General features: G+C 69.0%; 19 protein-coding genes. 12 read left to right on the plus strand and 7 right to left on the minus strand.

Annotation, left to right across the window (positions count from 1 at the left end; all coding sequences use genetic code 11):
- The first annotated feature begins 265 nt into the window (after positions 1-265).
- On the plus strand, positions 266-1,960 hold the full coding sequence (locus KEG57_RS22535; RefSeq protein WP_272428821.1) for an AMP-binding protein: 1,695 nt from the start codon (positions 266-268) through the stop codon (positions 1,958-1,960).
- Positions 1,961-2,302: 342 nt separating this feature from the next.
- Here the strand turns inward: KEG57_RS22535 and KEG57_RS22540 are convergent, their stop codons facing one another.
- Positions 2,303-4,231 carry a potassium transporter Kup gene (locus KEG57_RS22540; RefSeq protein WP_272423596.1) on the minus strand — a complete coding sequence of 643 codons (1,929 nt, stop codon included), beginning with the start codon at positions 4,229-4,231 and terminating at the stop codon, positions 2,303-2,305.
- Between the two features lie 85 nt (positions 4,232-4,316).
- On the opposite strand from KEG57_RS22540, the gene KEG57_RS22545 reads away from it, so the two are divergent.
- From KEG57_RS22545 to KEG57_RS22585, 9 genes are all read left to right on the plus strand, one after another.
- Complete coding sequence (locus tag KEG57_RS22545) at positions 4,317-5,540, plus strand: outer membrane beta-barrel protein (protein WP_272458793.1); 1,224 nt, start codon at positions 4,317-4,319, stop codon at positions 5,538-5,540.
- Positions 5,541-5,542: 2 nt separating this feature from the next.
- Complete coding sequence (locus KEG57_RS22550; RefSeq protein ID WP_272423594.1) at positions 5,543-5,791, plus strand: hypothetical protein; 249 nt, start codon at positions 5,543-5,545, stop codon at positions 5,789-5,791.
- Between the two features lie 89 nt (positions 5,792-5,880).
- Entirely contained in the window at positions 5,881-5,973 is a 93-nt protein-coding gene (gene kdpF / locus KEG57_RS22555; RefSeq protein WP_272423593.1) for a K(+)-transporting ATPase subunit F, read from the plus strand.
- Positions 5,970-7,715 carry a potassium-transporting ATPase subunit KdpA gene (kdpA, locus tag KEG57_RS22560; RefSeq protein WP_272423592.1) on the plus strand — a complete coding sequence of 582 codons (1,746 nt, stop codon included), beginning with the start codon at positions 5,970-5,972 and terminating at the stop codon, positions 7,713-7,715. Before kdpF ends, kdpA begins: the two co-directional genes overlap by 4 nt.
- Positions 7,716-7,728: 13 nt before the next feature.
- Complete coding sequence (kdpB, locus tag KEG57_RS22565) at positions 7,729-9,804, plus strand: potassium-transporting ATPase subunit KdpB (RefSeq protein ID WP_272423591.1); 2,076 nt, start codon at positions 7,729-7,731, stop codon at positions 9,802-9,804.
- Positions 9,805-9,816: 12 nt separating this feature from the next.
- Positions 9,817-10,398, plus strand: a complete 582-nt coding sequence (gene kdpC, locus KEG57_RS22570) for a potassium-transporting ATPase subunit KdpC (protein ID WP_272423590.1) — start codon at positions 9,817-9,819, stop codon at positions 10,396-10,398.
- Positions 10,395-13,100 (plus strand): DUF4118 domain-containing protein, encoded by a 2,706-nt coding sequence (locus KEG57_RS22575; protein WP_272423589.1) that lies wholly within the window; start codon positions 10,395-10,397, stop codon positions 13,098-13,100. The genes kdpC and KEG57_RS22575 overlap by 4 nt, the downstream gene beginning before the upstream one ends.
- The gene (locus KEG57_RS22580; protein WP_272423588.1) at positions 13,097-13,813 is read left to right on the plus strand and encodes a response regulator; all 717 of its coding nucleotides are present in this window, start codon (positions 13,097-13,099) and stop codon (positions 13,811-13,813) included. The genes KEG57_RS22575 and KEG57_RS22580 overlap by 4 nt, the downstream gene beginning before the upstream one ends.
- Positions 13,814-13,951: 138 nt before the next feature.
- A complete protein-coding gene (locus tag KEG57_RS22585) occupies positions 13,952-14,242 on the plus strand; it encodes a hypothetical protein (protein ID WP_272423587.1) in 291 nt (96 codons plus the stop codon).
- Positions 14,243-14,257: 15 nt separating this feature from the next.
- Here KEG57_RS22585 and KEG57_RS22590 read toward each other — a convergent pair whose 3' ends face one another.
- Genes KEG57_RS22590 through KEG57_RS22610 form a run of 5 tightly spaced genes read right to left on the minus strand, consistent with a single transcriptional unit; the run spans position 14,258 to position 22,202 of the window.
- The gene (locus KEG57_RS22590) at positions 14,258-15,928 is read right to left on the minus strand and encodes an alpha,alpha-trehalose-phosphate synthase (UDP-forming) (protein WP_272423586.1); all 1,671 of its coding nucleotides are present in this window, start codon (positions 15,926-15,928) and stop codon (positions 14,258-14,260) included.
- Positions 15,874-16,488 (minus strand): hypothetical protein, encoded by a 615-nt coding sequence (locus KEG57_RS22595; protein WP_272423585.1) that lies wholly within the window; start codon positions 16,486-16,488, stop codon positions 15,874-15,876. The genes KEG57_RS22590 and KEG57_RS22595 overlap by 55 nt, the downstream gene beginning before the upstream one ends.
- 22 nt (positions 16,489-16,510) lie before the next feature.
- The gene (locus KEG57_RS22600; RefSeq protein WP_272423584.1) at positions 16,511-19,618 is read right to left on the minus strand and encodes an efflux RND transporter permease subunit; all 3,108 of its coding nucleotides are present in this window, start codon (positions 19,616-19,618) and stop codon (positions 16,511-16,513) included.
- Entirely contained in the window at positions 19,615-20,787 is a 1,173-nt protein-coding gene (locus KEG57_RS22605; protein ID WP_272423583.1) for an efflux RND transporter periplasmic adaptor subunit, read from the minus strand. Before KEG57_RS22605 ends, KEG57_RS22600 begins: the two co-directional genes overlap by 4 nt.
- The gene (locus tag KEG57_RS22610; protein WP_272423582.1) at positions 20,787-22,202 is read right to left on the minus strand and encodes a TolC family protein; all 1,416 of its coding nucleotides are present in this window, start codon (positions 22,200-22,202) and stop codon (positions 20,787-20,789) included. The genes KEG57_RS22605 and KEG57_RS22610 overlap by 1 nt, the downstream gene beginning before the upstream one ends.
- Before the next feature lie 212 nt (positions 22,203-22,414).
- On the opposite strand from KEG57_RS22610, the gene KEG57_RS22615 reads away from it, so the two are divergent.
- Entirely contained in the window at positions 22,415-23,977 is a 1,563-nt protein-coding gene (locus KEG57_RS22615) for a sensor histidine kinase (RefSeq protein ID WP_272423581.1), read from the plus strand.
- Positions 23,970-25,337, plus strand: coding sequence for a sigma-54-dependent transcriptional regulator (locus tag KEG57_RS22620; protein WP_272423580.1), 1,368 nt, complete (start codon positions 23,970-23,972; stop codon positions 25,335-25,337). The genes KEG57_RS22615 and KEG57_RS22620 overlap by 8 nt, the downstream gene beginning before the upstream one ends.
- 336 nt (positions 25,338-25,673) lie before the next feature.
- Here the strand turns inward: KEG57_RS22620 and KEG57_RS22625 are convergent, their stop codons facing one another.
- The gene (locus KEG57_RS22625) at positions 25,674-26,999 is read right to left on the minus strand and encodes a PAS domain-containing protein (protein ID WP_272423579.1); all 1,326 of its coding nucleotides are present in this window, start codon (positions 26,997-26,999) and stop codon (positions 25,674-25,676) included.
- Between the last annotated feature and the right edge of the window lies 1 nt (position 27,000).

The raw sequence follows: 27,000 nt of genomic DNA on the forward strand, positions 1-27,000 counted from the left end.
TGGCAAGACCAGGGACGGCGTTGCCAATCGCGACGTCAGCGTGGCGGTCTTGGTTTGGCGCGGTCGCTCGCCAGTCTTGACTCGGCCTGTTCGATGAACTGCGCATCGCGCAGTTCATCGACCCCGGGTCCAGCGCTTGCGCTGGTCCGGGTCCAGGGGTGGACAACCCCTGGTGGGGCCTGGGGCAACGCCCCAGCTCAGCGCCTCCCAGGGGCCGCTCTTGCGCGCGCATTGCGGGTCGTATACTTCTCACGAGCAGCCTGCCATGAACGCCACGGACCTCTTCCTACGCGCCCGCGACCACCTGCTCGCAACACGCGACGACCATGATCGCGCGTGCGCTGGCTTTTCCTGGCCCGTGCTCGAGCACTTCAATTGGGCCACCGACTGGTTCGACGTGTACGCCCGCGGCAACACGCGCCGCGCGCTCTGGATCGTCGACGAGTCGGGTGCCGAAACGACCGCCACGTTTGCCGAGCTGTCCGAGCGCTCCACGCGCGTGGCGCGGTTTCTCCACGGGCTCGGCGTCGAACGCGGCGCGCGTATCCTGGTCATGCTCCCCAACGTGCTGCCGCTGTGGGAGGTGCTGCTCGGCGCCGCGAAGATCGGCGCGGTGCTCATCCCGGCCACGACGCAGCTCACCGCCGAGGACGTGGCCGACCGGCTCACGCGCGGCGAGGTGCGCTGCGTGATCGCCGAGTCCGCGGTCGCAGACCGCTTTGGCGCCGCCGGCCCGGACGTGGTGCGCATCGCCGTGGGCGAGCCGATCGAGGGCTGGACGCGCTACGACGACGCATACGCCGCGCCTGCCGCTTTGCCCACGAGTGCCACGCCCACGCGCGCGACCGACCCGCTGCTGCTTTACTTCACCTCGGGCACCACGGCCAAACCGAAGCTCGTGTTGCACACGCACCAGAGTTATCCCGTGGGGCACCTGTCCACGATGTACTGGGTGGGGCTGCGCGAGGGGGACACGCACCTCAACATCAGCTCGCCCGGCTGGGCCAAGCACGCCTGGTCGAGCGTGTTCGCACCGTGGAACGCCGGCGCCACGGTGCTCGTCCACGCCTACAAGCGCTTCGTGCCCACCGCCACGCTCGACCTGCTCGCGCGGTGCAAAGTGGACACGTTATGCGCGCCGCCGACCGTCTGGCGGATGCTCATCCTCGAAAACCTCGCGGCGCACCCGGTTTCATTGCGGGAGGCCGTGAGCGCCGGCGAACCGCTCAATCCCGAGATCATCGATGCGGTACGCCGCGCGTGGAACCTCACGGTGCGCGACGGTTACGGGCAGACGGAGACCACGGCGCAGATTGGCAATACGCCCGGGATGACCGTGGTGCCCGGTACGATGGGCCGGCCGCTGCCCGGTTATACCGTCGCGCTGCTCGACGCCGAGGGCCGCGCCGGCTCCGAGGGCGAAATCGCGCTCGCGCTCGACCCGCGGCCGATGGGGCTCATGGCGGGTTACCTCGACGACGAGGCGCGCACCGCAGAGGTCACCGCGGGCGGATACTACCGTACGGGCGACGAAGCCGTGCGTGACGCGGCGGGGCTTTACACCTTCGTCGGCCGCGGCGACGACGTATTCAAGAGCTCGGATTACCGGATCAGCCCATTCGAGCTCGAGAGCGCGCTCTTGGAGCACCCGGCCGTGGCCGAAGCTGCGGTGGTGCCGAGCCCCGACCCGGTGCGCACGAGCGTGCCCAAGGCGTTCGTGGTGCTGGCGCCCGGCGTGGCGCCCACGCGCGACACCGCGCAGGCAATCTTGCAGTTCGCACGCGAGCGGCTCGCCCCGTACAAGCGCGTGCGGCGGATCGAGTTCACCGAGCTGCCGAAGACCATCTCGGGCAAAATCCGCCGCGTCGAGCTACGCAAGCTCGAGGCAGCGCGCCGCGCGCGGAACGAGCGCGGCGCGCTGGAGTGGACGACCGAGGACTTCGGCGAGGTCCGCGGCTAGGGGCCGCCGCGCCGGGGCGCTGCCCCGGACCCCGCGGGGGCTGTTCGCCCCTCGACCCGAACCAGCGCAAGCGCTGGACTCGTGGTGGAAGAACTGCGCGATGCGCAGTTCTTCCAACGGCCGGTGGCAAGACCAGGGACAACGTTGCCCATCGAAATGGCAGCGCGGTTGTCTTGGTTTTCGGGGGTCGTTCCTCGGCCTGTTCGATGAACTGCGCATTGCGCAGTTCATCGACCCCGGGTCCAGCGCTTGCGCTGGTCCGGGTCCAGGGGTGGACAACCCCTGGTGGGGCCTGGGGCAACGCCCCAGCTCAACGCCTCCCCGATGACACCCATGCTCAGCTCAGAGATCGATCTGCATTCCCAGCTCGACGACCCTGCCTGGGGGAAGCCCGAAGTAGGCCGTCGCCGGCCTGGCATTCCGCGAGATGAACGCGAAGAGATCCTTCCGCCACTTCATCATTCTCGATCGCCCCGTCGGCAGGAGCGTCTCGCGGCCGAGGTAATAACTCGTGTTGCGGAGCTCCACGACGAGACCGTGGTCCTTGCACTGGGCGAGCACGCTCGGCACGTTCGGCGTCTGCATGAAGCCATACCGCGCCGTCACCCGGTAAAACCCGTGGCCCATGTCGACCACCGCGACCCGCTCCTCGGGCGCGATCTCGGGGACACGCTCGTTCACCACGGAGAGCAGCACGACCTGCTCGTGCAGCACCTTGTTGTGATTGAGATGGTGCCGCAGCACGGGCGGCGTGCCCTGCGGGTTTGAGGCCATGAACACGGCCGTCCCCGGCACGCGGTGCGGCTTCCGCTCCTCCACGTCGCGCAGAAACGATTCGAGCGGAAGGAGGTTCGCCTGGAAGGCTTCGCCGAGGATCCGGCGGCCCGTCTTCCAGGTCGTCATCACGGCGTAGATGCCGGCGCCCATGACGATTGGGAACCATCCGCCGTGGAAAAACTTCGCGGCGTTCGCGCCGAAGAACGCGAGGTCGATGCTGAGGAAAAGGACGACGGGCGGGAGCGCCTTCCAGAGCGGCCATTTCCAGCGCTGCGTCACGACGACGAAATAGACGACCGTGGTGATGCCCATCGTCCCCGTGACCGCAATGCCGTACGCGGCGGCGAGCGCGCTCGAGTTCTGGAACCAGAGCACCAGGAAGACACAGGCGGCGCAGAGCGCGCGGTTGATCTCGGGGATGAAGATCTGGCCCTCGGTCTCCTTCGAGGTGTGGACGATGGTCACGCGCGGGAAATAGCCGAGCTGCACGGCCTGCTGCGTGAGCGAGAAGGCCCCGGAGATGAGCGCCTGCGAGGCGACGATCGTGGCCGCGGTCGCGATGGCGACGATCGGATAGAGGGCCCAGGAGGGGACGAGGGCATAAAAGGGGTTCGCCGCCGCGGACGGGTTCCGGAGGAGGCAAGCGCCCTGGCCGAAGTAGTTGAGGAGCAAGGCTGGCCAGACGACCGCATACCAGACCGTGCGAATCGGACCGCGGCCGAAGTGCCCCATGTCCGCATACAACGCCTCACCGCCGGTGATGCAGAGGACGACGGCGCCGAGCAACAAAAAGCCGTGGGTCTTGTGTTCCAGGAAAAACCCGACCGCGTGGCGCGGGTCGATCGCCGCGAGCACTGAGGGCTCCTGCCAGATCCAGCGGACGCCGAGCGCCGCGATCGTGACGAACCAGATCAGCGTGATCGGGCCGAAGACGTTGCCGATGCCCGCCGTGCCGCGCTTCTGCACGAAAAAGAGCGTCAAGAGAACCACGACGGTCAGCGGGACGACCGCGGGCTTGAGGGACGTCGTGGCGACTTCGAGGCCCTCCATCGCGGAGAGCACCGAAATGGCGGGCGTGATGACGCCGTCCCCATAAAGAAGCGCCGCGCCGAAAAGCACGAGGAGCACGAGCGGGCCCGCTATGGATCGACCGTCCTTGCGGGCAGGGACGAGCGCGAGCAGCGCGAGGATGCCGCCGGAGCCCTGGTTGTCCGCTTTCAGGATGAACGTCAGGTACTTGACCGTCACGACCATCAGCAAGGACCAGAAGACGAGCGAGAGGACGCCGAGGACGTTCGCGGGCGTCGGATCGACCCGGTGCGTGCTGGCGGGGCTGAAGCATTCCTTGATGGCGTAAAGCGGGCTCGTGCCTATGTCGCCGAAGACGACGCCGAGCGCGCCGAGGAGGAGCGGTAAGCGGGCGGCGTGCGCTGCATGCGCCGCCGAGGGCGCATGCGTACTGGTAGGTGGCACCTGGGAAGGAGTGACCGACATGGGGCGCAAAGAGTAATCCCATCCGGAACGGCCCCAACGTCGCGCGCCCAATCTTGATACTTTCTTGATACCCGGGCGCCGGACCTTGACGCCGCCCTTACACGGGAAGCTCTATACACCGGGCATGCAGATCGTCGGCATGACCCGTCATGGTTCTGCTCTCCTGGCCGCGACAGCCCTGCTCGGCTCCGTCCACGAGGCTCGCGCGGACGAGGCACAACCCCCCGCCACGTTCCAGCTCGGCGGGTATGCGGAAGGCTTTTATCAGTGGAATTTTGGGCGGCCCTCGAACGGCATCACGCATTATCGAGGGTTCGATAACAGGCACAACACGTTCACGCTCTCGAACGTCGCGCTCTCCGCGTCCTGGGACATGGAGCGGATCGTGGGGCTCGTCGCGCTCCAGGTCGGCCACACGCCGAGCACCTATTACCTCGCCGAGCCAGCGCTCGCAGGCGCGAGCGGGACGAATGCCACGAGCGCGGAGCTCTGGAAGTACGTCCAGCAAGCTTACGCCGGGTATCGGTTCGACATCGGGCGCGGGCTCCTCGTCCAGGCCGGTCTCTTTCTCTCGCCGATCGGCCCCGAGGGAATGGCGGTCCGGGACAACTGGAACTTTTCCCGCTCGAACCTGTTTTTCGGGCTTCCGTTCTACCACACGGGCGCGCGCGTCACGTATCCGCTGAGTGACGCCTGGGCCTTGACGCTCGCTTGTTACAACGGCTGGAACAGTGTCGTCGACAACAACGAGGAGAAATCGCTGGGCGCGCAGGTCACGTACACGCGGCCGGACAAACTCGCGCTTTCGCTCCTCTATTTCACGGGCGTGGAGCGGCCCCGCGGCGCCCCCGAGGGCCGCGCGTGGCGGCACCTCGTGGACGCGCACGCGACCGTCCACCCGACGGACCGGCTCTCGTTCATCGCCCACCTCAATGGCGGGACGGAGCCCAATCGTTTCGGGACGAGCGCGTGGATCGCGGGCGCGCTCTATGCGCGTGTCCGCGTCTCGGACAAACTCTACCTCGCGGCGCGAGGAGACGCATTCCACGAGCGTGTGCCGAGCAATGGCAATGGCGAGGGCGCGGCCGCGGCCATCTTCTGGCCGGTCTCCTGGGTCGCGTCCGGCACGGCGACGGCGGACTTCCGGCCGCACGAGCGAGCCTCCTTCCGGCTCGAATACCGCCACGATCACGCGGCGGGGAACATGTATTTCGGCGGCGCGGTCCCGGGCAATGGCGTGGATGCGCCGTTCGTCCCGAACCGCCCTGCCCAGGACACCGTCACGCTCGGCGCGACGACGTGGTTTTGAACATGAATCCGTACCGAAGAGACAAACGACCTGGAATCGATCGGGATCCCGACGAGAGCGCCGAGCAGAGGAGCCTCCTCTGGATATGGCTCGGGCTCGGGCTCCTGCTCGTCGTGTACGAGGCCGGCCAGCCGGCGCCCTTCGGCTCCGTGGGCACGCTCGGCATGTTGATCTCGATCCTGGCCATAAGAGGCCTCGTGGGCTCGTACGTCACGCGCCTCCGCCACGGCGGACGACGCGAGAGGAGTTGACCCAATGGACGCCGTGTTCCTGGCCATCACGGCCGCGTTTTTCCTGATGTCGTGGGGCTTCGTGCGGCTCTGCGAGAAAGTCTGACGCCATGGCGATCCTGACGAACCTCGGCGGCGTCCTCGCCGCCCTTCTCTTCGCTTACCTCCTGTTCGCGCTCCTCTATCCGGAGAAGTTGTCGTGATCGAAAACGCCCTTCTTCGATGCGTCCTGTACCTGATCGCGCTCGTCGCGCTCGCCGTCCCGCTCGGGGCCTACATGGCGCGGGTCTACGCAGGGGAAGCCAAGCTCGCCGCGCGAGTCTTCGGGCCGGTCGAGCGCCTCTTTTATCGCGCCGCGGGCATCCGCGAAGGCGAGGACATGCCTTTTCCTCGGTATGCCGCGGCCGTCCTCCTGTTCAACCTCTTCGGCCTGGTCGTGGTGTACGTGCTCCAGCGATTGCAGGCCCTCCTTCCCTTGAACCCGGCCGGGCTCGGCGCGGTGTCCCCGGAGGTCTCCTGGAACACGGCCGTGAGCTTCGCGAGCAACACGAACTGGCAAGCCTACGCAGGGGAAACGACGCTGTCGCACCTGACGCAGATGCTCGGGCTCACCGTGCAGAACTTCGTCTCCGCGGGCACGGGCATGGCCGTGCTCGTCGCATTGGTACGAGGTTTTACCCGACGCACGGCCGATGGCATCGGGAACTTCTGGGTCGATCTCACGCGAAGCACGCTGTACGTGCTCTTGCCGCTCTCTGTCATCGTGGCGCTCGTGCTCGTCTCGCAAGGCGTCGTGCAGACGTTCGCCGGGAGCCACGTGGCGGAATTGCTCGATCCGACGACCTCGAGCGACGGAGCGGGCGTCACCCGGCAAATCCTCGCGCTCGGGCCCGCCGCTTCGCAGATCGCCATCAAGCAGCTCGGGACAAACGGCGGCGGTTTTTTTAATGCGAACTCCGCCCATCCGTTCGAGAACCCGAACGCCCTCTCGAATTTCGTGGAGATGCTCTCGCTCCTGCTCGTCCCCGCCGCGCTCTGCTTCACGTTCGGTGCGATGGTGAAGGACAAACGGCAAGGGTATGCCGTCTTCGCGGCGATGCTCGCGATCTTCGTGCCCCTGCTCGTCATCGCCACGGCCGCGGAGCAGCATGGCAATCCCGTCCTTTCGAGCCTCGGCGTCGATCAGGGCGCGAGCTTGCTCCAGCCCGGCGGCAACATGGAGGGCAAGGAAGCGCGGTTCGGCATCGTCGACAGCACGCTTTGGACGACGGCGACGACCGCGGCCTCGAATGGATCCGTCAATGCCATGCACGACAGCTTCACGCCGCTCGGCGGGCTCGTGCCGATGTGGCTCATGCAGCTCGGCGAGATCGTGTTCGGCGGCGTGGGCTCGGGGCTCTACGGCATGCTCATGTACGCGGTCATCGCCGTGTTCATCGCGGGGCTGATGGTCGGGCGCACGCCGGAGTACCTCGGCAAGAAGATCGAGGCATTCGAGATGAAAATGGCCTCGCTCGTCATCCTGCTCCCGGCGGCGGCGGTGCTCGTCGGCACGGCCCTCGCGAGCGCCACGCCCGCGGGGACGGCGTCCCTCGGGAATCCCGGCGCCCATGGATTCAGCGAGATCCTCTATGCATTCTCGTCCGGCGCGAACAACAACGGATCCGCGTTCGGCGGGCTGACCGTGAGCGGGACGTTTTACGCGACGGCCATCGGCCTCTGCATGCTGATCGGTCGTTACGGGATCATCGTCCCCGTGCTCGCGATTGCCGGCTCTCTCGCCCGCAAAAAGCTGGTCCCTGCGAGCGCGGGGACGCTGCCGACGCACACGCCGCTCTTCGTGCTTTTGCTCGTCGGGACCATTCTGCTCGTCGGTGCGCTGACGTTCGTCCCGGCGCTCGCGCTTGGTCCCATCGTCGAGCATCTCTCCCTGTTTGCAAGGTGATTGGAGCCCCCTCATGACGACCCGAACCCAGGCTCGTCCGCTTTTCGAGCGCGCCATCGTCGGCCGCGCCGCCGTCGACGCCTTCCGGAAGCTCGATCCACGGCGGATGATCAAAAACCCGGTCATGTTCGTCGTGGAGGTCGGCAGCGCCTTCACCACGGTGCTGTTCCTCCACGCGGCGATCACCGGACCTGGCGAAGCGCCCGCGGGGTTCATCCTCGCCGTTTCGCTGTGGCTCTGGTTCACCGTCCTCTTTGCGAATTTCGCCGAGGCGATGGCCGAAGGACGCGGCAAGGCGCAGGCCGATGCGCTCCGAAAAACGCGCAAAAACGTGAGCGCCAAACGCCTGGATACGCCTCGACTCGACGCGCCGCGCGCCGAGGTGGACTCGTCGACGCTTCGCCGCGGGGACATCGTGCTCGTCGAAGCGGGAGATACCATTCCCAGCGACGGCGAGGTGCTCGAGGGCGTCGCGTCGGTCGACGAGAGCGCCATCACGGGCGAAAGCGCCCCCGTCATTCGCGAGAGCGGCGGGGACCGCAGCGCCGTCACCGGCGGGACCCGCGTGCTCTCGGACTGGCTCATCGTGCGTATCACCGAGAACGCAGGCGAGACCTTCCTCGACCGCATGATCGCCATGGTCGAGGGCGCCAAGCGGAAGAAGACGCCGAACGAGATCGCGCTCGACATCCTGCTCGCGGCCTTGACCATCGTTTTTCTGCTCGCGACCGTGACGCTCCTGCCGTTCTCGAAATATGCCGTGCAGAGCTCCGGGCAAGGCGCGCCCGTGAGCCTCACCGTGCTCTGCGCATTGCTCGTTTGCCTCATTCCTACGACGATCGGCGGATTGCTCTCCGCGATCGGCATCGCGGGCATGGATCGAATGGTCCAGGCGAACGTGATCGCCACGTCGGGGCGCGCCGTCGAGGCGGCCGGGGACGTGACCGTGCTGCTGCTCGACAAGACGGGCACGATCACGCTCGGCAATCGTCAGGCGACGGCGTTTTTGCCCGCGCCCGGCATCAAGGAGGGCGCGCTCGCGGACGCGGCGCAGCTCTCGTCGCTCGCGGACGAGACGCCGGAGGGTCGCAGCATCGTGGTGCTGGCGAAGGAGCGCTTTTCGCTGCGCGGTCGGGACGTGCACGCGCTCGGCGCGACGTTCGTGCCCTTCACCGCGCAGACGCGCATGAGCGGGGTCAACCTCGACGGGCGTAGCATCCGAAAAGGCGCGACGGATGCGATCACGCGCTTCGTCGAGGAGCAGAACGGCGTGGTCCCGGCCGAGGTGCGGCAGATCGTGGACGAGGTCGCGAAGCAGGGATCCACGCCGCTCGTCGTCGCCGAGGGAGCGCAGGTGCTCGGCGTCGTGCAGCTCAAGGACATCGTGAAGGGCGGGATCCAGGAGCGATTCGCGGAGCTGCGCCGCATCGGTATCCGCACGGTGATGATCACCGGCGACAACCCCCTCACCGCCGCGGCGATCGCGGCGGAGGCGGGCGTCGACGATTTCCTCGCCGAGGCGACGCCCGAACAAAAGCTCGCCATGATCCGCTCGTATCAGCGGGACGGGCACCTCGTCGCAATGACGGGCGACGGGACGAACGACGCCCCGGCGCTCGCGCAGGCGGACGTGGCCGTGGCCATGAACACGGGCACACAAGCCGCGAAGGAGGCCGGGAACATGGTGGATCTCGACTCCAACCCGACGAAGCTGCTCGCCATCGTGGAGATCGGAAAGCAGATGCTGATGACGCGCGGCGCGCTGACGACGTTCAGCATCGCGAACGACGTCTCGAAGTATTTCGCCATCATCCCGGCCGCGTTCGCCGCGACGTACCCCGCGCTCGGCGCGCTGAACGTGATGCGGCTGCATTCGCCGGCCACGGCGATCCTGTCGGCCGTGATCTTCAATGCGCTCGTCATCATCGCGCTCGTCCCCATCGCGCTCCGCGGCATTCGTTACCGGCCGGCGCCCGCGCCCGTGCTCCTCCGGCGGAATTTGCTCGTGTATGGCCTCGGCGGCGTGGTGCTGCCGTTCCCGTGCATCAAGCTCATCGACCTCGTGCTCGCGGCCCTCGGCGTCGGTTAAAAGGAATCGAAGATGAAATCGCTCCTCCGCCCCGCGTTCACGCTGCTCGCCCTGTTCACGCTGCTCACGGGCGTCGTGTATCCGCTGCTCGTCACCACGGTCGCTCGCGCGGCTTTCCCGGCGCAGGCGAATGGCAGCCTGATCCGCGAGGGAGAACGCGTGGTCGGCTCCGAGCTCATCGGGCAGCCGTTCGACGATCCGCGGTATTTCTGGGGGCGCCCGTCCGCGACGCCGAGCCATCCCTACAATGCAGCGGCATCGAGCGGGTCGAACCTCGGGCCGACGAACCCGGCGCTGCGAGACGCCGTCGCGGCGCGGATCACGGCGCTCCGCGAGGCGGATCCGGGGAACACCACGCCGATCCCCGTCGACCTCGTCACGGCCTCGGGCAGCGGCCTCGACCCGCACATCTCGCCGGCCGCCGCCCATTTCCAGGTCGCCCGCGTCGCGCGCGCTCGCGGGCTCGACGTGGCGCGCGTCCGTGCCCTCGTCGACGCGCACGTGGAAGGCCGCGCCCTCGGCGTCCTCGGCGAGCCACGCGTGAACGTGTTACGCCTGAACCTCGCTCTCGATCACGCGGAAGCTCGTCCATGACCGATCCCGACAGTCGACCCGATCCCGACGCGCTCGTTCGCCGTGCGAACGAAGAAGAGGGGCGCGAAAAACGCGCGCGGCTGCGTGTTTTCTTCGGGTTCGCCCCCGGCGTCGGGAAGACGTACCGCATGCTGCAGGTCGCACGCGAGCGGGCGCTCGAGCAAAAGGTCGACGTCGTCGCCGGGATCGTCGAGACACACGGGCGCGCGGAGACCGAGGCCTTGCTCGAAGGGCTCGACGTCTTGCCGCGGCGCAAGGTCGACTATCGCGGACGCACGCTTTCCGAGCTCGATCTCGACGCCGCGCTCGCGCGCCGGCCCGGGCTCCTCCTGCTCGACGAGCTCGCCCACACGAACGTCCCCGGCTCGCGGCACGCGAAGCGCTGGCAAGACGCGCTCGAGCTGCTCGACGCGGGCATCGACGTGTTCACGACCGTCAACGTGCAGCACGTGGAGAGCCTGAACGACGTCGTCGCGCAGATCACGGGCATCCAGGTCCGCGAGACGATCCCCGATTCGATCCTCGATCGCGCCGACGAGATCGAGCTCGTGGACATCGCGCCCGAAGAGCTGCTCGCGCGCCTGCGCGAAGGAAAGGTCTATCTGCCGGAGCAGGCGAAGCGCGCTGCCGCGCATTTCTTCCAGCGCGGCAACCTGCTCGCGCTGCGCGAGCTCGCGCTGCGGCGCACGGCCGAGCGTGTCGACGTGGACATGCGGGCGTATCGCGAGCAGCACGGCGTGATCACGCCGTGGCCAGCCGGCGAGCGCATCCTCGTGTGCATCAGCCCCGCGCCGAGCTCGGGACGGCTCCTGCGCGCAGCGAGCCGCATGGCCGCGGGCCTGCGCGCGCCGTGGGTCGCCGCGTACGTCGAGTCGCCCGCGACGAAGACGCCGAGCGAGGCCGATCGGGCGCGGCTCGAAGCCCATTTGCGCCTCGCAGAGACGCTCGGGGCCGCGGTGACGAGGCTCTCCGGCGCGAGCATCTCGGAGGCGCTCCTGCGTTACGCGCGCAAGCACAACGTCACGCGCATCATCATCGGCAAGCCGACCCATTCGCGCCTGCGCGACCGGCTGCGCGGCTCGCTGCTCGACGAGGTCGTGCGGGGCAGCGGGGACGTGGACGTGCACGTCATCAGCGGCAGCGAGAGCGCGGAGACGGCGCCCGTCCCGCCGGAATTGCCGAAGGAGCCGACGCGGCCCGTGATGTACGGGTGGGCCGTTTTGCTCGTCGCGGCCACCACCGTGCTCGCGGAGGCCGTGCGCGCAATCTACCCGGTGCCCGATCTCGAAGTGCTTTACATGCTGGCCGTCATGCTCGCGGCGGTGCGCTTCGGGCGCGGCCCGTCCATCCTCGCGGCGGCGCTGGCGGTGGCTGGTTACGATTTCTTCTTCGTCCCGCCGTTCCACACGTTCGACGTGGCCGACGCGCGGTATCTCCTGACGTTCGCCATGATGTTCGGCGTCGGCCTGCTCCTCAGCCAGCTGACGGCCCGCATCCGGCGCCAGGAGCAAGACGCGCGGCATCGCGAGGCGCGGACGGCCGCGCTCTACGATCTCAGCCGGGATCTCGCGGCGGCGGACGATACCGGGGCCGTCGCTTCGGCCGTCGCGCGCCACGCCGAGCAGGTCTTCGAAGCGGCCGCGCACGTGCTGCAAGCCGCGGACGACGGCGCGCTCGGGACCGTCGCGGTCGCCCCGGCCACGGCAACCCTCGATTCCGCCGATCTCGCGGTCGCCCGCTGGGCCTTCGAACACGCCCGTCCTTCGGGGCTCGGCACGGATACACTCCCGGGCTCGAAGGTCGTCTGTGCGCCCCTCTCCGTCCGGGGAGCGCCGCTCGGCGTGCTCGTGCTCGCGCCCAAAGGAGCGACGCCGCTCGGGGCCGAGCAGCGCGCGTTTCTCGACGCGTTTCGCAGGCAGGCGGCATTCGCCTTCGAGCGCGTGCGGCTCACGAGCGAGGCGAACACCGCCGCCCTGCGCGCGAAGACGGAGGAAATGCGCAGCTCGCTGCTCTCGGCGGTCTCGCACGACCTGCGCACGCCGCTGTCGGCGATCACGGGCGCGGCCACGGCGATGCGCGACGACGGGGGGCTCGGCGCGCACACCCGCGCCGAGCTGCTCGAGTCGATCTGCGAGGAAGCCGAGCGGCTCGAAAGGCTGGTCGCGAACCTGCTCGACATGACCCGCCTCGAGGCGGGCCCGGTGGCGCTGAAGCGCGAATGGGTGCCGCTCGAAGAGCTCGTCGGCTCCGCGCTGACGCGGCTCGAACGAAAGCTCGGGGACCGGCCCGTGAACGTCGCGTTCGCCGAAGGATTACCGCTCCTGTCGGTGGATCCCGTACTCTTCGAGCAGGTGTTCATCAACCTCTTCGAGAATGCATCGCGGTACACGAGCCCCGGGTCTCCGATCGAGGTGCTCGCCCGCGGCGAGCCCGGCATGGTGATCGTCGAGGTGGCCGACGCGGGCCCAGGGCTGCCGCCGGGGAGCGAGTCGCGGATCTTCGAGAAGTTTTTCCGCGGAGGAAACACGGGCGCGGGCGGCGCAGGGCTCGGGCTCGCAATCTGCAAGGCGATCGTCGAGGCGCACGGCGGCACGATCACCGCCGAGAATCGCGCCTCCGGCGGCGCGAACTTTCGCATCCGCGTCCCGATCCCCGGCGTGGCCCCCACCGTCGCCGCGCACGCCCTGGAGGCCCAGCCATGACCGACTTCCGCCCGCTGGTGCTCCTCGTCGAGGACGAGCCCCAAATGCGAAGGTTCATGCGCGCGACGCTCACGTCGCACGGGTATCGGCTCCTCGAAGCGGGCAGCGCCGCAGAGGCGCTCATGCTCGCGAGCACGCACAATCCCGAGCTCTTGCTGCTCGATCTGGGCCTGCCGGACGGCGACGGAATCGACCTGACGCGAAGGATCCGCGAATGGGGCCGGATGCCCGTGATCGTCATCTCGGCGCGCGGGCGCGAGGACGACAAGGTGGCCGCACTCGACGCGGGAGCGGACGATTACCTGACAAAACCCTTCGGCGTGAACGAGCTACTCGCGCGGATGCGGGTCGCGCTGCGGCACGCGCACGCGGGCGGGGCACAGAGCGCGGCGCAGACGATCGAGATCGGGGATGTCGAAATCGATCTCGTGCGGCGCGAGGTAAAAAAGGGGGGCCAGGAAGTGCACCTCACGCCGATCGAATACAAGCTCCTCGTGCTGCTGGCGCAGAACGCCGGCAAGGTGCTGACGCACCAGCACATTTTGAAGGAGGTCTGGGGGCCGGCATACGCGAACCAGCCCCATTACGTCCGGGTCCACATGGCCGAGCTGCGCAAGAAGATCGAAGCGAACCCGGCGCGGCCCAAATTGCTCGTGACGGAGCCGGGCGTCGGATATCGGCTGCGGGATCGAGGGGGCGACGCGGGGGCGTGACGCGTCCGGGACCGGAAAATTTCCCTGCGCCCGGGGAAAAATTCCCACACGGGACGTCACCCGCGCGTGCGGGATCCCCGCGCTTCCCGCCGTGGCATGCTCTCTGCTCTTGCGAACGAGCGTTTGGAGGTCCACCACGTGAAACCTTCCTTCACACGCTGGTTCGTTGTTTCCGTCGGAATGCTCGTCGCATGGGCCGCCTGTGTGCCCGAGCCGAAATCGGTGCCGTGCTCGAACCAGGGCGACTGCGAGGGCAAAAACGCCGCGTTCCAGTACTGCCTCGAAAGCCGCTGCGTCGAATGCGTGAGCGACGCGAGCTGCGGTGTGGGCAATGCCTGTGTCGACGGCGTCTGCGAGCGCTCCTGCAGGGACGGTCGTGATTGCCTCGACGGCTACGCCTGCACGAGCACCCGCTGCACACGTCTCTGAGCATCCTCCCGTCCTTCACGAACCCATGGCCCGCGCGAGCACCGCCGGCGCCGAGAGCCTTCCCGAGACGCGCTCGCGGCGGCGCACCTCCGCCGCGTCCACGAGCATCCGTCCGGCCCAGCGATAGACGTTGAATTCGGAGACCATGCGGCGCATGGACGACATCCGCTCGCGTTGCTCGTCCTCGGGCATGCGAAGCGCCGCGGCCATCGCGTCGCCGGCCTGGCCGAGGTCGTACGGATTGACGATGAGCGCCTCGGTCAGATCGCGCGCCGCCCCGGTGAACTGGCTCAGAACGAGCACGCCGAGCTCGTCGTCACGCGCCGCGACAAACTCCTTGGCCACGAGGTTCATGCCGTCGTGGAGGCTCGACACGTAACAAAGCTCGGCCGCGCGGTAATAACGGAAGACCGTGGGAGGCTCGTGGTGCGAGCGCAGGAGAATGATGGGGCGGTAGTCGCCCTTCCCCCACCGCGCGTTGATCTCGTCGGCCAGGGCCTCGACGCGATCGTTCAGCTCGCGGTAACGGGCGATCTTGGTGCGGCTCGGCGCGGCAAGCTGGACGAAGGTGAAACGGCCGCGGAACTCCGGGTATCGTGAAAGGAGCTCGTCGACTGCCTGGAGGCGCTCCTCGATGCCTTTCGTGTAATCGAGCCGATCGATGCCAACGCCGAGGAGCGCGTCCGCGGGCAAACCGAGCTCCTTGCGCACGGAGGCGCGGCACTCCGCCACGGACGGCAGCTCCTCGAGCCAGTGCACGGGCCATTCGATGGAGATCGGGTACGGCCGGACCAGGCTCCGCCGCGCCCCCTGGACGACCGCGTTCGCCTCCCGGTCGATGCGGCTCTCCATGAACGTGTCGACCGCGTCGATGAAGTTGTTGCAATGCTCTCGGGTGTGAAACCCGACGATGCTCGATCCGAGGAGCCCCGAGATGATCTCCTCGCGCCAGGGGCAAATGCCGATCCGCTCGGCGCTCGGCCAGGGGATGTGCCAGAAGGTCAGGATCGTCGCACGCGGGAGGCGCTCGCGGATCATGCGGGGGGCGAGCGCGAAATGGTAGTCCTGCACCAGGATGATCGGGTCCTCGGTGTCGACCTCCTCGCAGACCGCGTCCGCGAACTTACGGTTCACGCGGACGTAATGCTCCCAGTCCTCGGCCCGGAACACCGGGCGCGCATGCGCCACGTGGCAAAGCGGCCAGAGCCCCTCGTTCGAGAAGCCGTAATAATACCCGTTCTCCTCAGCGTCGCTGAGCCAGACGCGTCGAATGCTGTAGGACTCCTCCCCGGGCGGGACTTTTACGTGGCCGCGAGCATCCGAGGTCTCCTTGTCGGCGCTCCCGCTCCCGTGCGCGACCCATACCCCGGAGCAGGCGCGCATGACGGGCTCGAGCGCGGTCACGAGGCCACTCGCGGGGTGCAGGACCCGCACGCCAGTGGGCGTTTTGTCGTGAATGTAGGGCTCGCGGTTCGCGAGGATGATGACGCGCTCGCCTTCGAGGTGCGTCGTGAGCGTGGATCGCAATCGCGAAGGATTCCAGGGGCCGCCCCGCGCCTCGCGATCGCGCTCGCTGGCGAGGCGCCGGGCGAGCTCCCGCACGTCCCCGACGAGCGGCTTGAAATCACGCGTCACCTCGCCCGACAAGGCGCGCCGCAGCTCCGAGGTCCATACACGAAAGGCCAACCGCTCGCGATCATCGTGATGGTGGCCGCGCCGAGCGAGAGCACGAAAAACGCCACGAGGAGAAGGTTTCGCGTGGTCGCCTCACGCCGCTCCAGATAGCTGAGATCGTGCACGAGGAGCACGCGCCCGAGGGGTTGGCCCTCGGGCCCGACCGTGACCGCGCTGAGGTGCACGCGGCCGCCAGGCAGCGCTTCGGTCGTCGTCCAGGGGTTCGCCTCCGCGCCCTCCTTCTCGATGCGCGCGAGGACCCAGCGGCAGCCGTAATCGAGCGGATACGCGGCCGTCGCGGCGAGGCGCTGGCCGTCGAGCGTGCACGCGGCGGCGCCCATGACGCGCTCGTCCCGGGTGATGTCCTCCAGGGCGTCCACGAGGCCCTCATGGCCGAGCTCCCAGTTCCGCGCGAGGAGCTGCTTGGTGGCGGTCACGACGAACAGAGAACGTGCGCGCAAATCCGACTCGAACCAGCGGTGCGTCGTGCGCGTCAAGGCGACGTACCCGACCGCGGTGATCAGGGCGAGCCCGCACAAAAGGAGCAGCAAGAATCGCAACAGGCGAGGCATGAGTCCCCCATTCACCTACGGTTCATTCGACGGAAAGCACGTCCTCGGGACTTCGTTTGGCCAGGAAAACGAACATCGAAGGCACGAGGAAAAGCGACAGGAAGGTGGACGAAGCAAGGCCGCCGGTGACGGCAAGCGCAAGCGGGCGGTTCGACTCCGTCCCGTGCTCGAGGCCGAGCGCGGTCGGGAGCAAGCTGATGATGGTGGCGAGGCTCGTCATGGCGATGGGGCTGAATCGAGCGCGTCCTGCCTCGACGGCCGCTTCGAGGAGGTCCTTGCCCGACTGGAACGACCGATTCGCATGGTCGACGAGCAGAATGCCGTTCGACACGGCGATGCCGATGACCATGAGGACCCCCATCAACGCGGGAATGGAAAAGCCTTCGCGCGCGCCGAGGAGCGCCGCGACGATACCGACGAGGCATGCAGGGATCGTGAACAACATGACGAGCGGCAGCCGGAGCGACTTGAACTGAATGGTCATGATCATGAAGACGACCATGACGGCGAGGCCGAGCGCGATCCCGAGGCCGCCGAAGGTCGTGCGCATCAACTCGACCTGCCCGGCCATGGCGAATCGCACGTCGTGGGTGCGTGGATCCTGCTCGAGCCGCGCTTCGAGATCGGCGGCGGCGCTGCCGAGATCCCGCCCCTCGGTCTGCATGAGGACGTGCGCGACGCGCTGGAGGTGGTTGCGCTCGATGGAGATTGGGCCTGCCGATCGCTCGATCGCGCCATAACTGCCGAGGGTGACGGCGCCCGAGGAGAGCGCGCGGATCGGGATTTCGCGCAGCCGGTCGGCCTCGCTCACGACCCCGCGATCGTAGGCGGTGACCACGTAATACGACTGGCCATTCGAGCCGTCGACCCAGACCGAGGGTGCATTGATGTTCCCGAGCGTCGCTTCGAGCGTCGTTTGCGCCGCGGCGCGCGCCGTCACGCCGACGAGGCCCGCCTCCTGCCTGTCGGTGGCCACGCGGAGCTCGGGGTAATCGAGCTGCAAGGTCGTATAGATGTCACGGACGCCCGGCACGGTCCGCGCGACCTCGGCGGCGGCGCGGGCCTGGGCGTCGAGCTCTTCGAGGTTGTCCCCGCGCACCTCGACGACGAGCGGGGCCATGTATCCATTCGAGAAGACGCTGGCCACGAGCCCGCCGGGGGCCTGCAAGAAATCCACACCGGGGAAACGCCGCGCGAGGATTGCGCGCATCATGTCGGCGATTTCGCGCTGCGAGTGCTTGCGTTTCTCGGGCGGCACGAGCGCGACACGCAAAAAACCCATGTGCGGGCCGGCGTTCGGGCTGTTCATCTTCGCGCGGGCCTTGCTGGGAGCTCCAACGTTCATGAGCACGAGCTCGACCTCGTCCCTGGGCAATTCCTCCCGGAGCGCCTGCCCGATCTCCTGGAACACGCGCGTCGACTCTTCGAGCGAGGTCCCGGGCGCGAGGCGGACGTAGACGCGCTCCATCGATTCGTCGATCTCGGGGAAAAACGCGCTCGGGAGCCGCGACGCGCCATAAACGCTGCCCGCGACGAGCACGACGGTCGCGAGGACGACGGCGCCCCGGTGGAAGAGCGCCACGCGGAGCGCCGCCGCGTACGCCCCCGCGAGCCTTTCGACGGCTCGTTCGAGCGTACGCGCGAGTTTTCCCGGTTCGTCGTGGCCGAGCAGGTAACGGCAGGCGACGGGCGTCACCAGCATGCTCACGAAATATCCGGCGACCATCGCGGATGCGACGGTGAGCGCGAGGGGCGAGAAGAGCTTCTTCGCAAGTCCCGTCAGGAGGACGACCGGCAGGAGCACCGCAATGGTACAGAGCGAAGCGGCGAGCGCGGGCCCGGCGACGAGGTTCGCGCCCCGGAGCGCCGCCGTCGCGTCGTCCTCGCCGGCGATGCGCCTGCGATGGATCGATTCGAGCACGACGACCGAGATGTCGACGAGCGGCCCCATGGCCAGCGTCAGCCCGCCCAGCGTGAATGCATTGAGCGATTGGCCCGTCGCGTAAAGGACGAGCAGGATGACCGCGAAGCTCAGCGGCACGGAAATGGCCGCGATGAGCACCGAGCGCCCGCTCTGCAGGAAGATCAGGATGACCCCCGCGATGAGGAAGAGCGCCTGCACGATCTCGCGCCCGAGCCCCTTCATCGCGCCCTCGACGAACGTCGATTGATCGAAGATGGGCTGCACGACCATCCCGGGGGGGAGCTCGGGCAGGTGCGCGAGCGCCTCGCGGATCGATTCCACGATCTGCACGGTGTTTCCGCCGGGAATCCGGAGCACGTTGAGGTACACGGCGGGTTTCCCGTCGACGGAGACGAACTGCGTGGGGAGCGTTCCGCCGTCCTCGACCGTGGCCACGTCGCGCACCAGCACCGGGTGCCCATTCACGACCTTCACCACGGACTCGCCGATGTCCGAGACGCGCGGCGCGACCGCATTCGTGTAGACGTTCGCCTCGAAGCCCGCGGCCATGAAGCGGCCCGACGGCAGGAGCGCGTTCGCTTTGTCTACCGCGGCGGCGATCTCGCTCGAGGTCACGCCGCGCGCCTGGGCGCGCACCGGATCGACGACGACGTTGATCTGGCGCTCGCGGCCGCCGTTCGGCGAAGCGCTGGCGACGCCCGGGATCCCCTCGATGATGGGCTCCACGGTGTTGACCGCGAAATCATAAAGCTGCGGTCCGCTCAGCCCGCCGCCATGAACCGCGATCTGGATGAGGGGCGCGTTCGAGGGATCGTATTGCAAGACGAACGGCGGTAGGACACCGAGCGTCTTCGGCACGGACGACATCGCAAACGCGACCTGCTGCTGCACGAGCGATTGCGCGGCGTTGAGGTCGGTCCCCCATTTCAGCCACACATAGATGATGCTGAGGCTGTTTCGAGATTCGCTCTTGATGTGGTCGACGCCGGGCGTGGCGGCGATGAACTTTTCGAGCCGCCACGTGATCGTCTTCTCGACGTCCTTGGGTCCGAGCCCAGAGGCGAGCGTGCCGACGATGAGCACGGGCGGCGTGAGCTCGGGGAAGGTATCGACGGCCAAACGCGGCGTGACGACCGCGGAGAAGACCATCAGCGCGATGCTCACCACGAGCACCGCGAGCGGGTTTCGCAGCGCGAGGCGGGTCATCGGACCGCACCTCCCGAGGGCGCAGGCGTGGACACGGGCACGAGGGACGGCACGGGCGCGGCCGCGCCTTCGACCTTCGCGCGCACCACGTCGCCATTCCGGAGCTGCGCCCGGCCTTCGAGCACGAGGAGGGAGCCAGGCAGGATCGAGGGCTCGAGGAACAGGCTCTTTCCGGTTTCGCCGAGGACACGCGCCGTGGCCTTTCGCGCGACGTCGCCCTCGACGATGACCACGGTCGCCTTCGCGCCACGCACCGTCGCTGCGCGCAGCGGCACCTCGATGGCGGGCTGGGGCGCGCCGACCTCGGTGAAGACCTCGGCGGTGGTCCCCACGGGGAGCGTTCGTTCCGGGTCGGGCACGTCGATCTCGACGTGCAGCGTGCGCGTCACGGGATCGGCCGCTGGAGAGCGTCGCGCGACGCGGGCGGTCATCTCCTTGCCCGTCGCGAGCAGGCGCAGCTTGACCTCGGCGCCCGGCGTGACCGCCTGGAAATCGACCTCGGGGACGTCCGCCGTGACGCGGATGATGGCGCGATCGACCATCGACACGAGCGCCGTCCCGGGCCGCACGAACGTGCCTGGATCGAGGCTCCTGCGGGTGATTTCCCCGTCGAACGGCGCCTTGAGCACGCAATCGTTCACCTCGAGCGCTTTGCCCGCGAGCTCCGCGCGCAGCGCCTTCAATTGCGCATCGGCCGCGGCGCTCTGCGCGGCCTTTTGCTCGGCTTCGTTCTTCGAGACGAACCCATCGTCGACGAGGCCCTGCACGCGCGCCGCCTCGCTCGCGATGGCTCGCTGCCGCTGGTCGAGGGCGCGGGCCTGCATGGCGACGCTCTGGCTGCCCGCAGACGCGTTGCGGCAGTCGAGTGTCGCGAGGACCTGCCCGCGCTTCACGACATCCCCGGGCCGTACGAGCACCGTCTCGACGTAGGCCGAGACGAGCTGCGGGCCGACGTTCGCCTCTTGCCACGGCGCGAGTGTGCCCACGAAGCGCCGCGTGGGCCGATATGTCGCCTCGCGCGCGGGCACGACCGTCGCGGCCTTCGGCTGCGCCGAGAGCGGTGTCACGTCCGACGAATTCGCCCGAAGAAGCAGCGCCGCGCCGCCGCCGAGCGCCACGAAGAGCGTTGCGCCGAGCGCGATCATCACCCGCCGATCCATTCGTTTCATCAGCGCACCTCCGCCACGGCCCGCTGGAGCGCGGCCCGCGCCCTCGCCACCTCGAACCCGCCCACCGCGCGCTCGACCTCGGCCTCCACCCGCAGCGCCTCGGCGTCGACGAGCTCGAGCATCGTGCCGAGGCCGGCCTTGAACCGCGCCTCGGCCTGCTCGTGGTTCGCCCGCGCCGCAGCCGCGGAGCGCTCCAGCGCCCCGAGCGCCTGGCGCGCGGCGACGAGGCCGAGGTAGGCCTGTCGCACGGTCGCCGCCTGCGTCGTGCGGGTCGCCTCGAGCTCCGCCTCCCGCACGTCCTCGACCTCGCGGAGCGCGTCACGCCGGGCCGCGAGGACCGGATCGTAGAGCGGGACGCTCAGCACCACGCCGACGTCCCAGTTCGGCACGAGCGGCGCGAAGCCGTGCCCGCCCACGGTCGATCCATTCGAGGGCGGCGCGCCGCCCGCGCGCCCGGAGATCGCCGCGGTGAGAAAGATGTCGGGCCGCATCTGCGCCGCCGCCGCGCGCGTCTCGGCCTTCGCGAGGTCGACCCGCGCGTGCGCTTGCTGGACCTCCGCGCTGCCTTCCCGGGCGCGTTCGAGGAGCGCATCCAACGAGCCGAGCGCCTCGTCTTCGCCTGCCTCGCCGCCCGCGTCGAGCGCCGCATCGGGCACGCCCACGACGGCCGCGAAGACGGCCTGCGCGGCGGCAAGCGAGCCCTGGGCCCGCACCTTCGCGACCTCGAACCGCGCGACCTCCGCCTCGGCGCGGGCGAGATCGACGGGCGTCCGAAGGCCTGCGAAGACGCCCGCGCGCGCCGCATCGCGATGCGTCGAGGCCCTCGCCGCGGCTTCGTCGGCTGCTTGCGCCACCGACTTCGCCGCGCGCACGGCCCAGTACGCCTCGGTGACCTCGAGTGTGACGTCGAGCTTCGCGCCTTCGGTCCGCTGCCGTTCGAGCTCGGCCTGCGCATCGAGGGCCGCCGTCTGCGCGGCGATCCGGCCGAAATCGAAGATCTCCTGCCGCAGGCCGACCGCGACGAGCGTCGAGGCGTAAGGCGTGAAATCCGGCTCGGCCGAGATGCGGGTCGCGCCGATCCGCGGCAGGTCGACGCGCGGGTTCGAGAGGACGGTCGCCGTGGAGTTGTTGACCGTCGAGCCGAGGATCTGGGCCGTCGCGCCGACGGAGGGGAGCCACTGCGCCCGGGGCACCCGCGCGGCGGCCTGCGCGGCCTGCACCCGCGCGCGGGCCGCGACGAGATCCGGGTTCCGCTTCTCGGCGTACGTGATCGCCTCGCGCAACGAAAAAGCCTTCAGGCCCGGCGATTGCGCGGTGGCCGCGGCCTGCTCCGCCGACGAAAAACCTGGCACGAGCAAGAGGCCAAGCGAAAGCAGCGCCATCCACCGCCGTACGGCGCGATCCTCGTGAAGCATGCATGCTGTATGAGCACCAACGATGCCAAGGGCACAGCAAGCCGAATCGCCCGGGATCCGGGCGTCGACCGAGGCGCGAGAACGGGAAAAATTCCCGACCTTGATGGGAAAATTTCCCTGCATGCGCGCCCGGTCCCGCGCAGGATAGAGCCTCGCTCCGCCGTGGCATGCGCGCTGCAATCGGCGGATCCGCCGCGGGAAACGCCCTCGCCATGCGATCAGCCTCGCCTCCCCTCCCCTTCCGGACGCTCCCCTCGCGGATCGCGCGGGCCATCCGGCGCGGCTGGCTCGTCTGGACGGCGGCGCTCGGGGTGCTCGCCATCACGACGCTCGCGCTGCTCGACGAGCAGCGCGAGTTCGAAGGCGCGCTCGTGGCCCTCGCGCGGCAGCAGCAGATGCTCGCGCTGCTCCTGTCGGACGAGCTCTCCGCGCGGCTCTCCGCGGTGCGGCGGGACGCCTTGCTCGTCGCGGACGACGTGTCCGCGGGCCACGGGCCCTCGGCGGGGATGCGAAAGGCCTATCCGAGCATCGAGGTCCGTTCGTCGGAGAGCGCGCCGAGCGTACGCCCGCCGCGGACGATGTCGGTGCGTGTGCCCTCGACCGAAGGGAGAACGGTCGAATTGACGGTGCCCGTCGCGTGGCTCATGGGTCCTTCGGCGCGGATCGAGCGCCCGGACGAGCTCGTGGTCCTGGTCCGGCCGCCCGACGAGGCGCTGTGGCAAGCGGCCGATGGCCGGCAAATCGAGAGCACGCCGCTCACGCGCGCGGTGTCCGAAGGTCGCGACACCACCCGGCTCGAACGCGACGACGCGGTCGCCCTCGGGCTGCCCCATCGCCGGGCCGTGGCCGCCGTGGCCGCGACCGATGCCGGGTCCCTCGGCCGGTGGACGACCGCGGTGGTGGCGAGCGCGTCGCAGGAGCGGGATCGATGGGATCGAGCCCGCGGCCGATTGCTCATCGGCGTGCTCGTGCCGTGCGCGCTCATCGTGGCGTTCGGCGCGACGGCCTTGCGCCGGCAGCGTCGCGAGCTCGAGCTCGAAAAGCAGCTCGCCCTCGCCGCGCTGGTCCGCGAAAGCGACGAGCGGCTCTCGCGGGCGAGCCGCGCGGCCACGACGGGCACGCTGGCGATGGGGATCGCGCACGAGATCTCCACGCCGCTCGGGGTCATCCTCGGCCGCGCCGAGCAGCTCGCGGCCCGCGTGGGCGAGGATTCGAAAGCAGCGCGCGCGGTGCGGACCATCAGCGAGCAGGCCGAACGCATCACCCAGGTCGTGCGTGGCTTCCTCGACCTCGCCCGCGGCGGCTCCCCCTCGCTGCGCCCCGTCGATCCGGGCGACGTCGCGCGCGGGGCGCTCCGGCTCGTCGAGCACCGGTTCGTCGCCGCGCACATCACGCTCGTGACGGTCGTGGACGAGGGGTTGCCCACGCTGGCGGGTGATCTTCGCCTGCTCGAGCACGCGGTCGTGAACCTCCTGCTCAACGCCTGCGAGGCGAGCAGCCCCGGGACGCTCGTCGCGCTCTCGGTGCGCGCCGCGGACGCGGGCGTCGATTTCATCGTCGAGGATCGCGGCGCCGGCATAAGGCCCGAGGACATCGCCCGCGCGACCGAGCCGTTTTTCACGACGAAGCCCGCCGGCTCGGGCCTCGGCCTCGCGATTGTCCACGAGATCGTGAACATCCACCGCGGCACGCTCGTGCTCGAACCCCACGAGGGCGGCGGCACCCGCGCGCGCATCCACGTGCCTGCCCAAGGTGAGGAGTGCTCCGATGCCTGATCGATCCCACGCCCCGCATATCGTCATCGTGGACGACAAGCTCGAAATGGCCGACATGCTCGCCGACGGCCTGGCCGACCACGGTTTTTCGGCGTCCGCGGTGGCCACGGGCAAGCAGGCGCTCGCGCGGATCGAGGCCGAGCCGGTCGACGCGCTCGTCACGGACCTGCGCATGCCCGGCATGGACGGCATCGAGCTCCTGACCGCCGCGCGCCGCGCCGTGCCGGATCTGCCGGTCCTCGTGATGACCGCTTACGGCGCGCTGGAGACCGCGATCGAATCCATCCGGCGCGGGGCGTACCATTACCTGACGAAACCTTTCAAGCTCGACGAGCTCGTCGTGTATCTCGGCCGCGCCCTCGACGAGTCGCGCATCCGGCGCGAGGCCCGCACGCTCCGCAAATCGCTGCGCGACGAGGCCACGAAGGCGGGCATCGTGGCCAAGAGCCCGGCCATGCGCGCGGCGCTCGACGTGCTCGCCCGCGTGGCGCCGAGCGACGCGCCCGTGCTGCTCATGGGGCCCACGGGTGCGGGGAAAGGCTTGCTCGCCCGGTATCTGCACGCCGAGAGCGGCCGCGCGCGAGGCCCGTTCGTCACGGTGAACTGCGCCGCGCTCCCCGAGCCGCTGCTCGAAAGCGAGCTCTTCGGCCACGCCAAGGGCGCCTTCACGGGCGCGACCACGCGCCGCAGCGGCCTCTTCGCCGAGGCCGAAAGGGGCACCATCTTCCTCGACGAGATCGGCGAAATGGCGCCAGCATTGCAAGCGAAATTGCTCGACGTGCTCGAACGGCGCGTCGTCCGCCCCGTCGGCTCGACGAAGGAGACGCCCATCGACGTGCGGATCGTCACGGCCACGCACCGCGACCTGCGCCGCCGCGTCGCCGAGGGCCTCTTCCGCGAGGATCTGCTCTACCGGCTCGACGTCGTGCCCGTGAACGTGCCACCCTTGCGCGAGCGTCGCGAGGATCTCCCCGAGCTCGCCGCCGATCTGCTCGAAAAGGCGCGCGCGCGCCACCCGACCTCCCGCGTCGAGCGCCTCTCGCGCGAATGCATGCTGGCCATGCTGGAGTATCCCTGGCCCGGCAACGTGCGGGAGCTCGCCCACGCCGTGGAGCGCCTCGTGCTGCTCGGCCGCTCGCCCGAGGCGCTGTTCGCCGACGCGGCGCTGCCCCACGCGCCCGCGGAGGGCGCACAGGGCCCCCAATTCGCCGGGCCCGTGCTGCCCCTGCGCGAGGTGCAGCAACGGTATGCCCGCTGGGCCCTCGCCGAGCTCGGCGGGAACAAGTCGCGCACGGCCGATCGCCTGGGGATCGACGTCAAGACGCTCGCGAAATACCTCGCGGACGAACCCTCGGAATGAGCCGCTGAGCATGCGAAGCCGCTGCGCTGGGGCGTTGCCCCAGGCCCCACCAGGGGCTGTCCGCCCCTGGACCTGGACCAGCGCAAGCGCTGGACCCGGGGTCGATGAACTGCGCAATGCGCAGTTCATCGAACAGGCCAGACTGGTGACGACCTTGCCCATCGAGACAGCCGCGCTGCCATTTCGATCGGGGACGTTGTCCCTGGTCTTGCCACCGGCCTGCTGGAAGAACTGCGCATCGCGCAGTTCTTCCACCTGAGGTCCAGGGCTTGCCCTGGTTCGGGTCGAGGGGCGAACAGCCCCCGCGGGGCCCGGGGCAGCGCCCCGGCGCGGCGGTCAGCGCGACGGGAGCCGCCGAATCGCGAACGAAAGGCCGTCGCGCAACGTGGCCAGCGTGCGCACGCGTGAAAGATCGAGACCGAGAGAAACCATCGTCTGGGCGACGGTGGGCCGGATTCCGGTGATGATCCCTTCGGCCCCGAGCAGGCGGACGGCGCTCAGGATGTTCAGCATGTGCCCCGCCGTTGCCGTGTCGACCACTTCGACGCCCGTCAGGTCGAGGATCGCGAAGCGCGCCTGCGTGCGCGAGACTGCGGCGAGGAGGTCGTCCGTCACCCGCGCGGCGCGGCGGCTATCGACGACGCCCACCATTGGCAGCGTCAGGACGTGATCCCAGACCTGGATGACCGGCGTCTCCAGATTGAAAATGACCTCCTGCTGCCGTTCGATCAGGGCAAGCTTTGCCTCGATCTCCTTTTTGGCATGGTGCGCCTCGGTGATGTTCAAGCTCAGGCCGATGACCTCCGAGACGCGCTTGTCGTCCTCGAGCACCGGGACCATCCAGTGCTCCCAGATGACCCCCTCCCCCTCGTCGATCACGTGAATGTGGTTGCCTGCGAGTGCGCGGCCCACGTGGTCGGTGGGATAGATTTCGAGGAAATTCTGCCCGATGAGCTGTCCACGGGTCAGGCTTGCCGATTCCGAGCCGCGACCGTCGTGGAAGGTGCATACGCCTTTCGGGTCGACCGCCCAGACGACCACGTCAAGGTTGTCGAGAAGCCCCTGGAGGAGCCGCGCCATCCGAAGCCTCTCCTTTTCGGCGGCTATGCGTTGCGCATCGGCGCGTTGCCGGCGCTCTCGCTCGGCGGCGAACCGCTTCCGCTCGCCGATATCGCATAACACGACCACGGCGCCGAGAAGCTCGCCGTCCTTGTCGCGAATGGGCCGGCCGGAGACCGCCATGGACACACCCTGGGGCTGCTGCTCGCTCCGCGCGAACATCTCCACACTGTCCGTGACCTCTCCGCGCCTGGCGCGGGCCAGGGGTGACTCGCTCGGCGGGAACGGGGTCACGCCGTCCGGGAGGTAGAGGCGATAGCGCGACAAGTCCGAGGGGTTGGCGTCGGTTGTAGCTTGCCCCAGCATCGCCTCCGCCGCGGCATTGAAGTGGACGAGCCGGCCCTCTTGGTCGCAAAGGATGACGCCATCGGCAAGGGTATGAAGCGCCGCCCGGAGGAGCGACAGCTCGCTCTCGGGGTCGGGGGCGCTCCCCGCACGATGCTGGCCCTTCCCGGCAGACTCCGACGCCGCGAGGCGCGCCTCCAGCTCGACCACCCGCGCGCGCAGCGCCGCGCACTCCTCTTCCAACCCAGCGTGCACCATG

The sequence above is a fragment of the Polyangium jinanense genome, assembly GCF_028435365.1.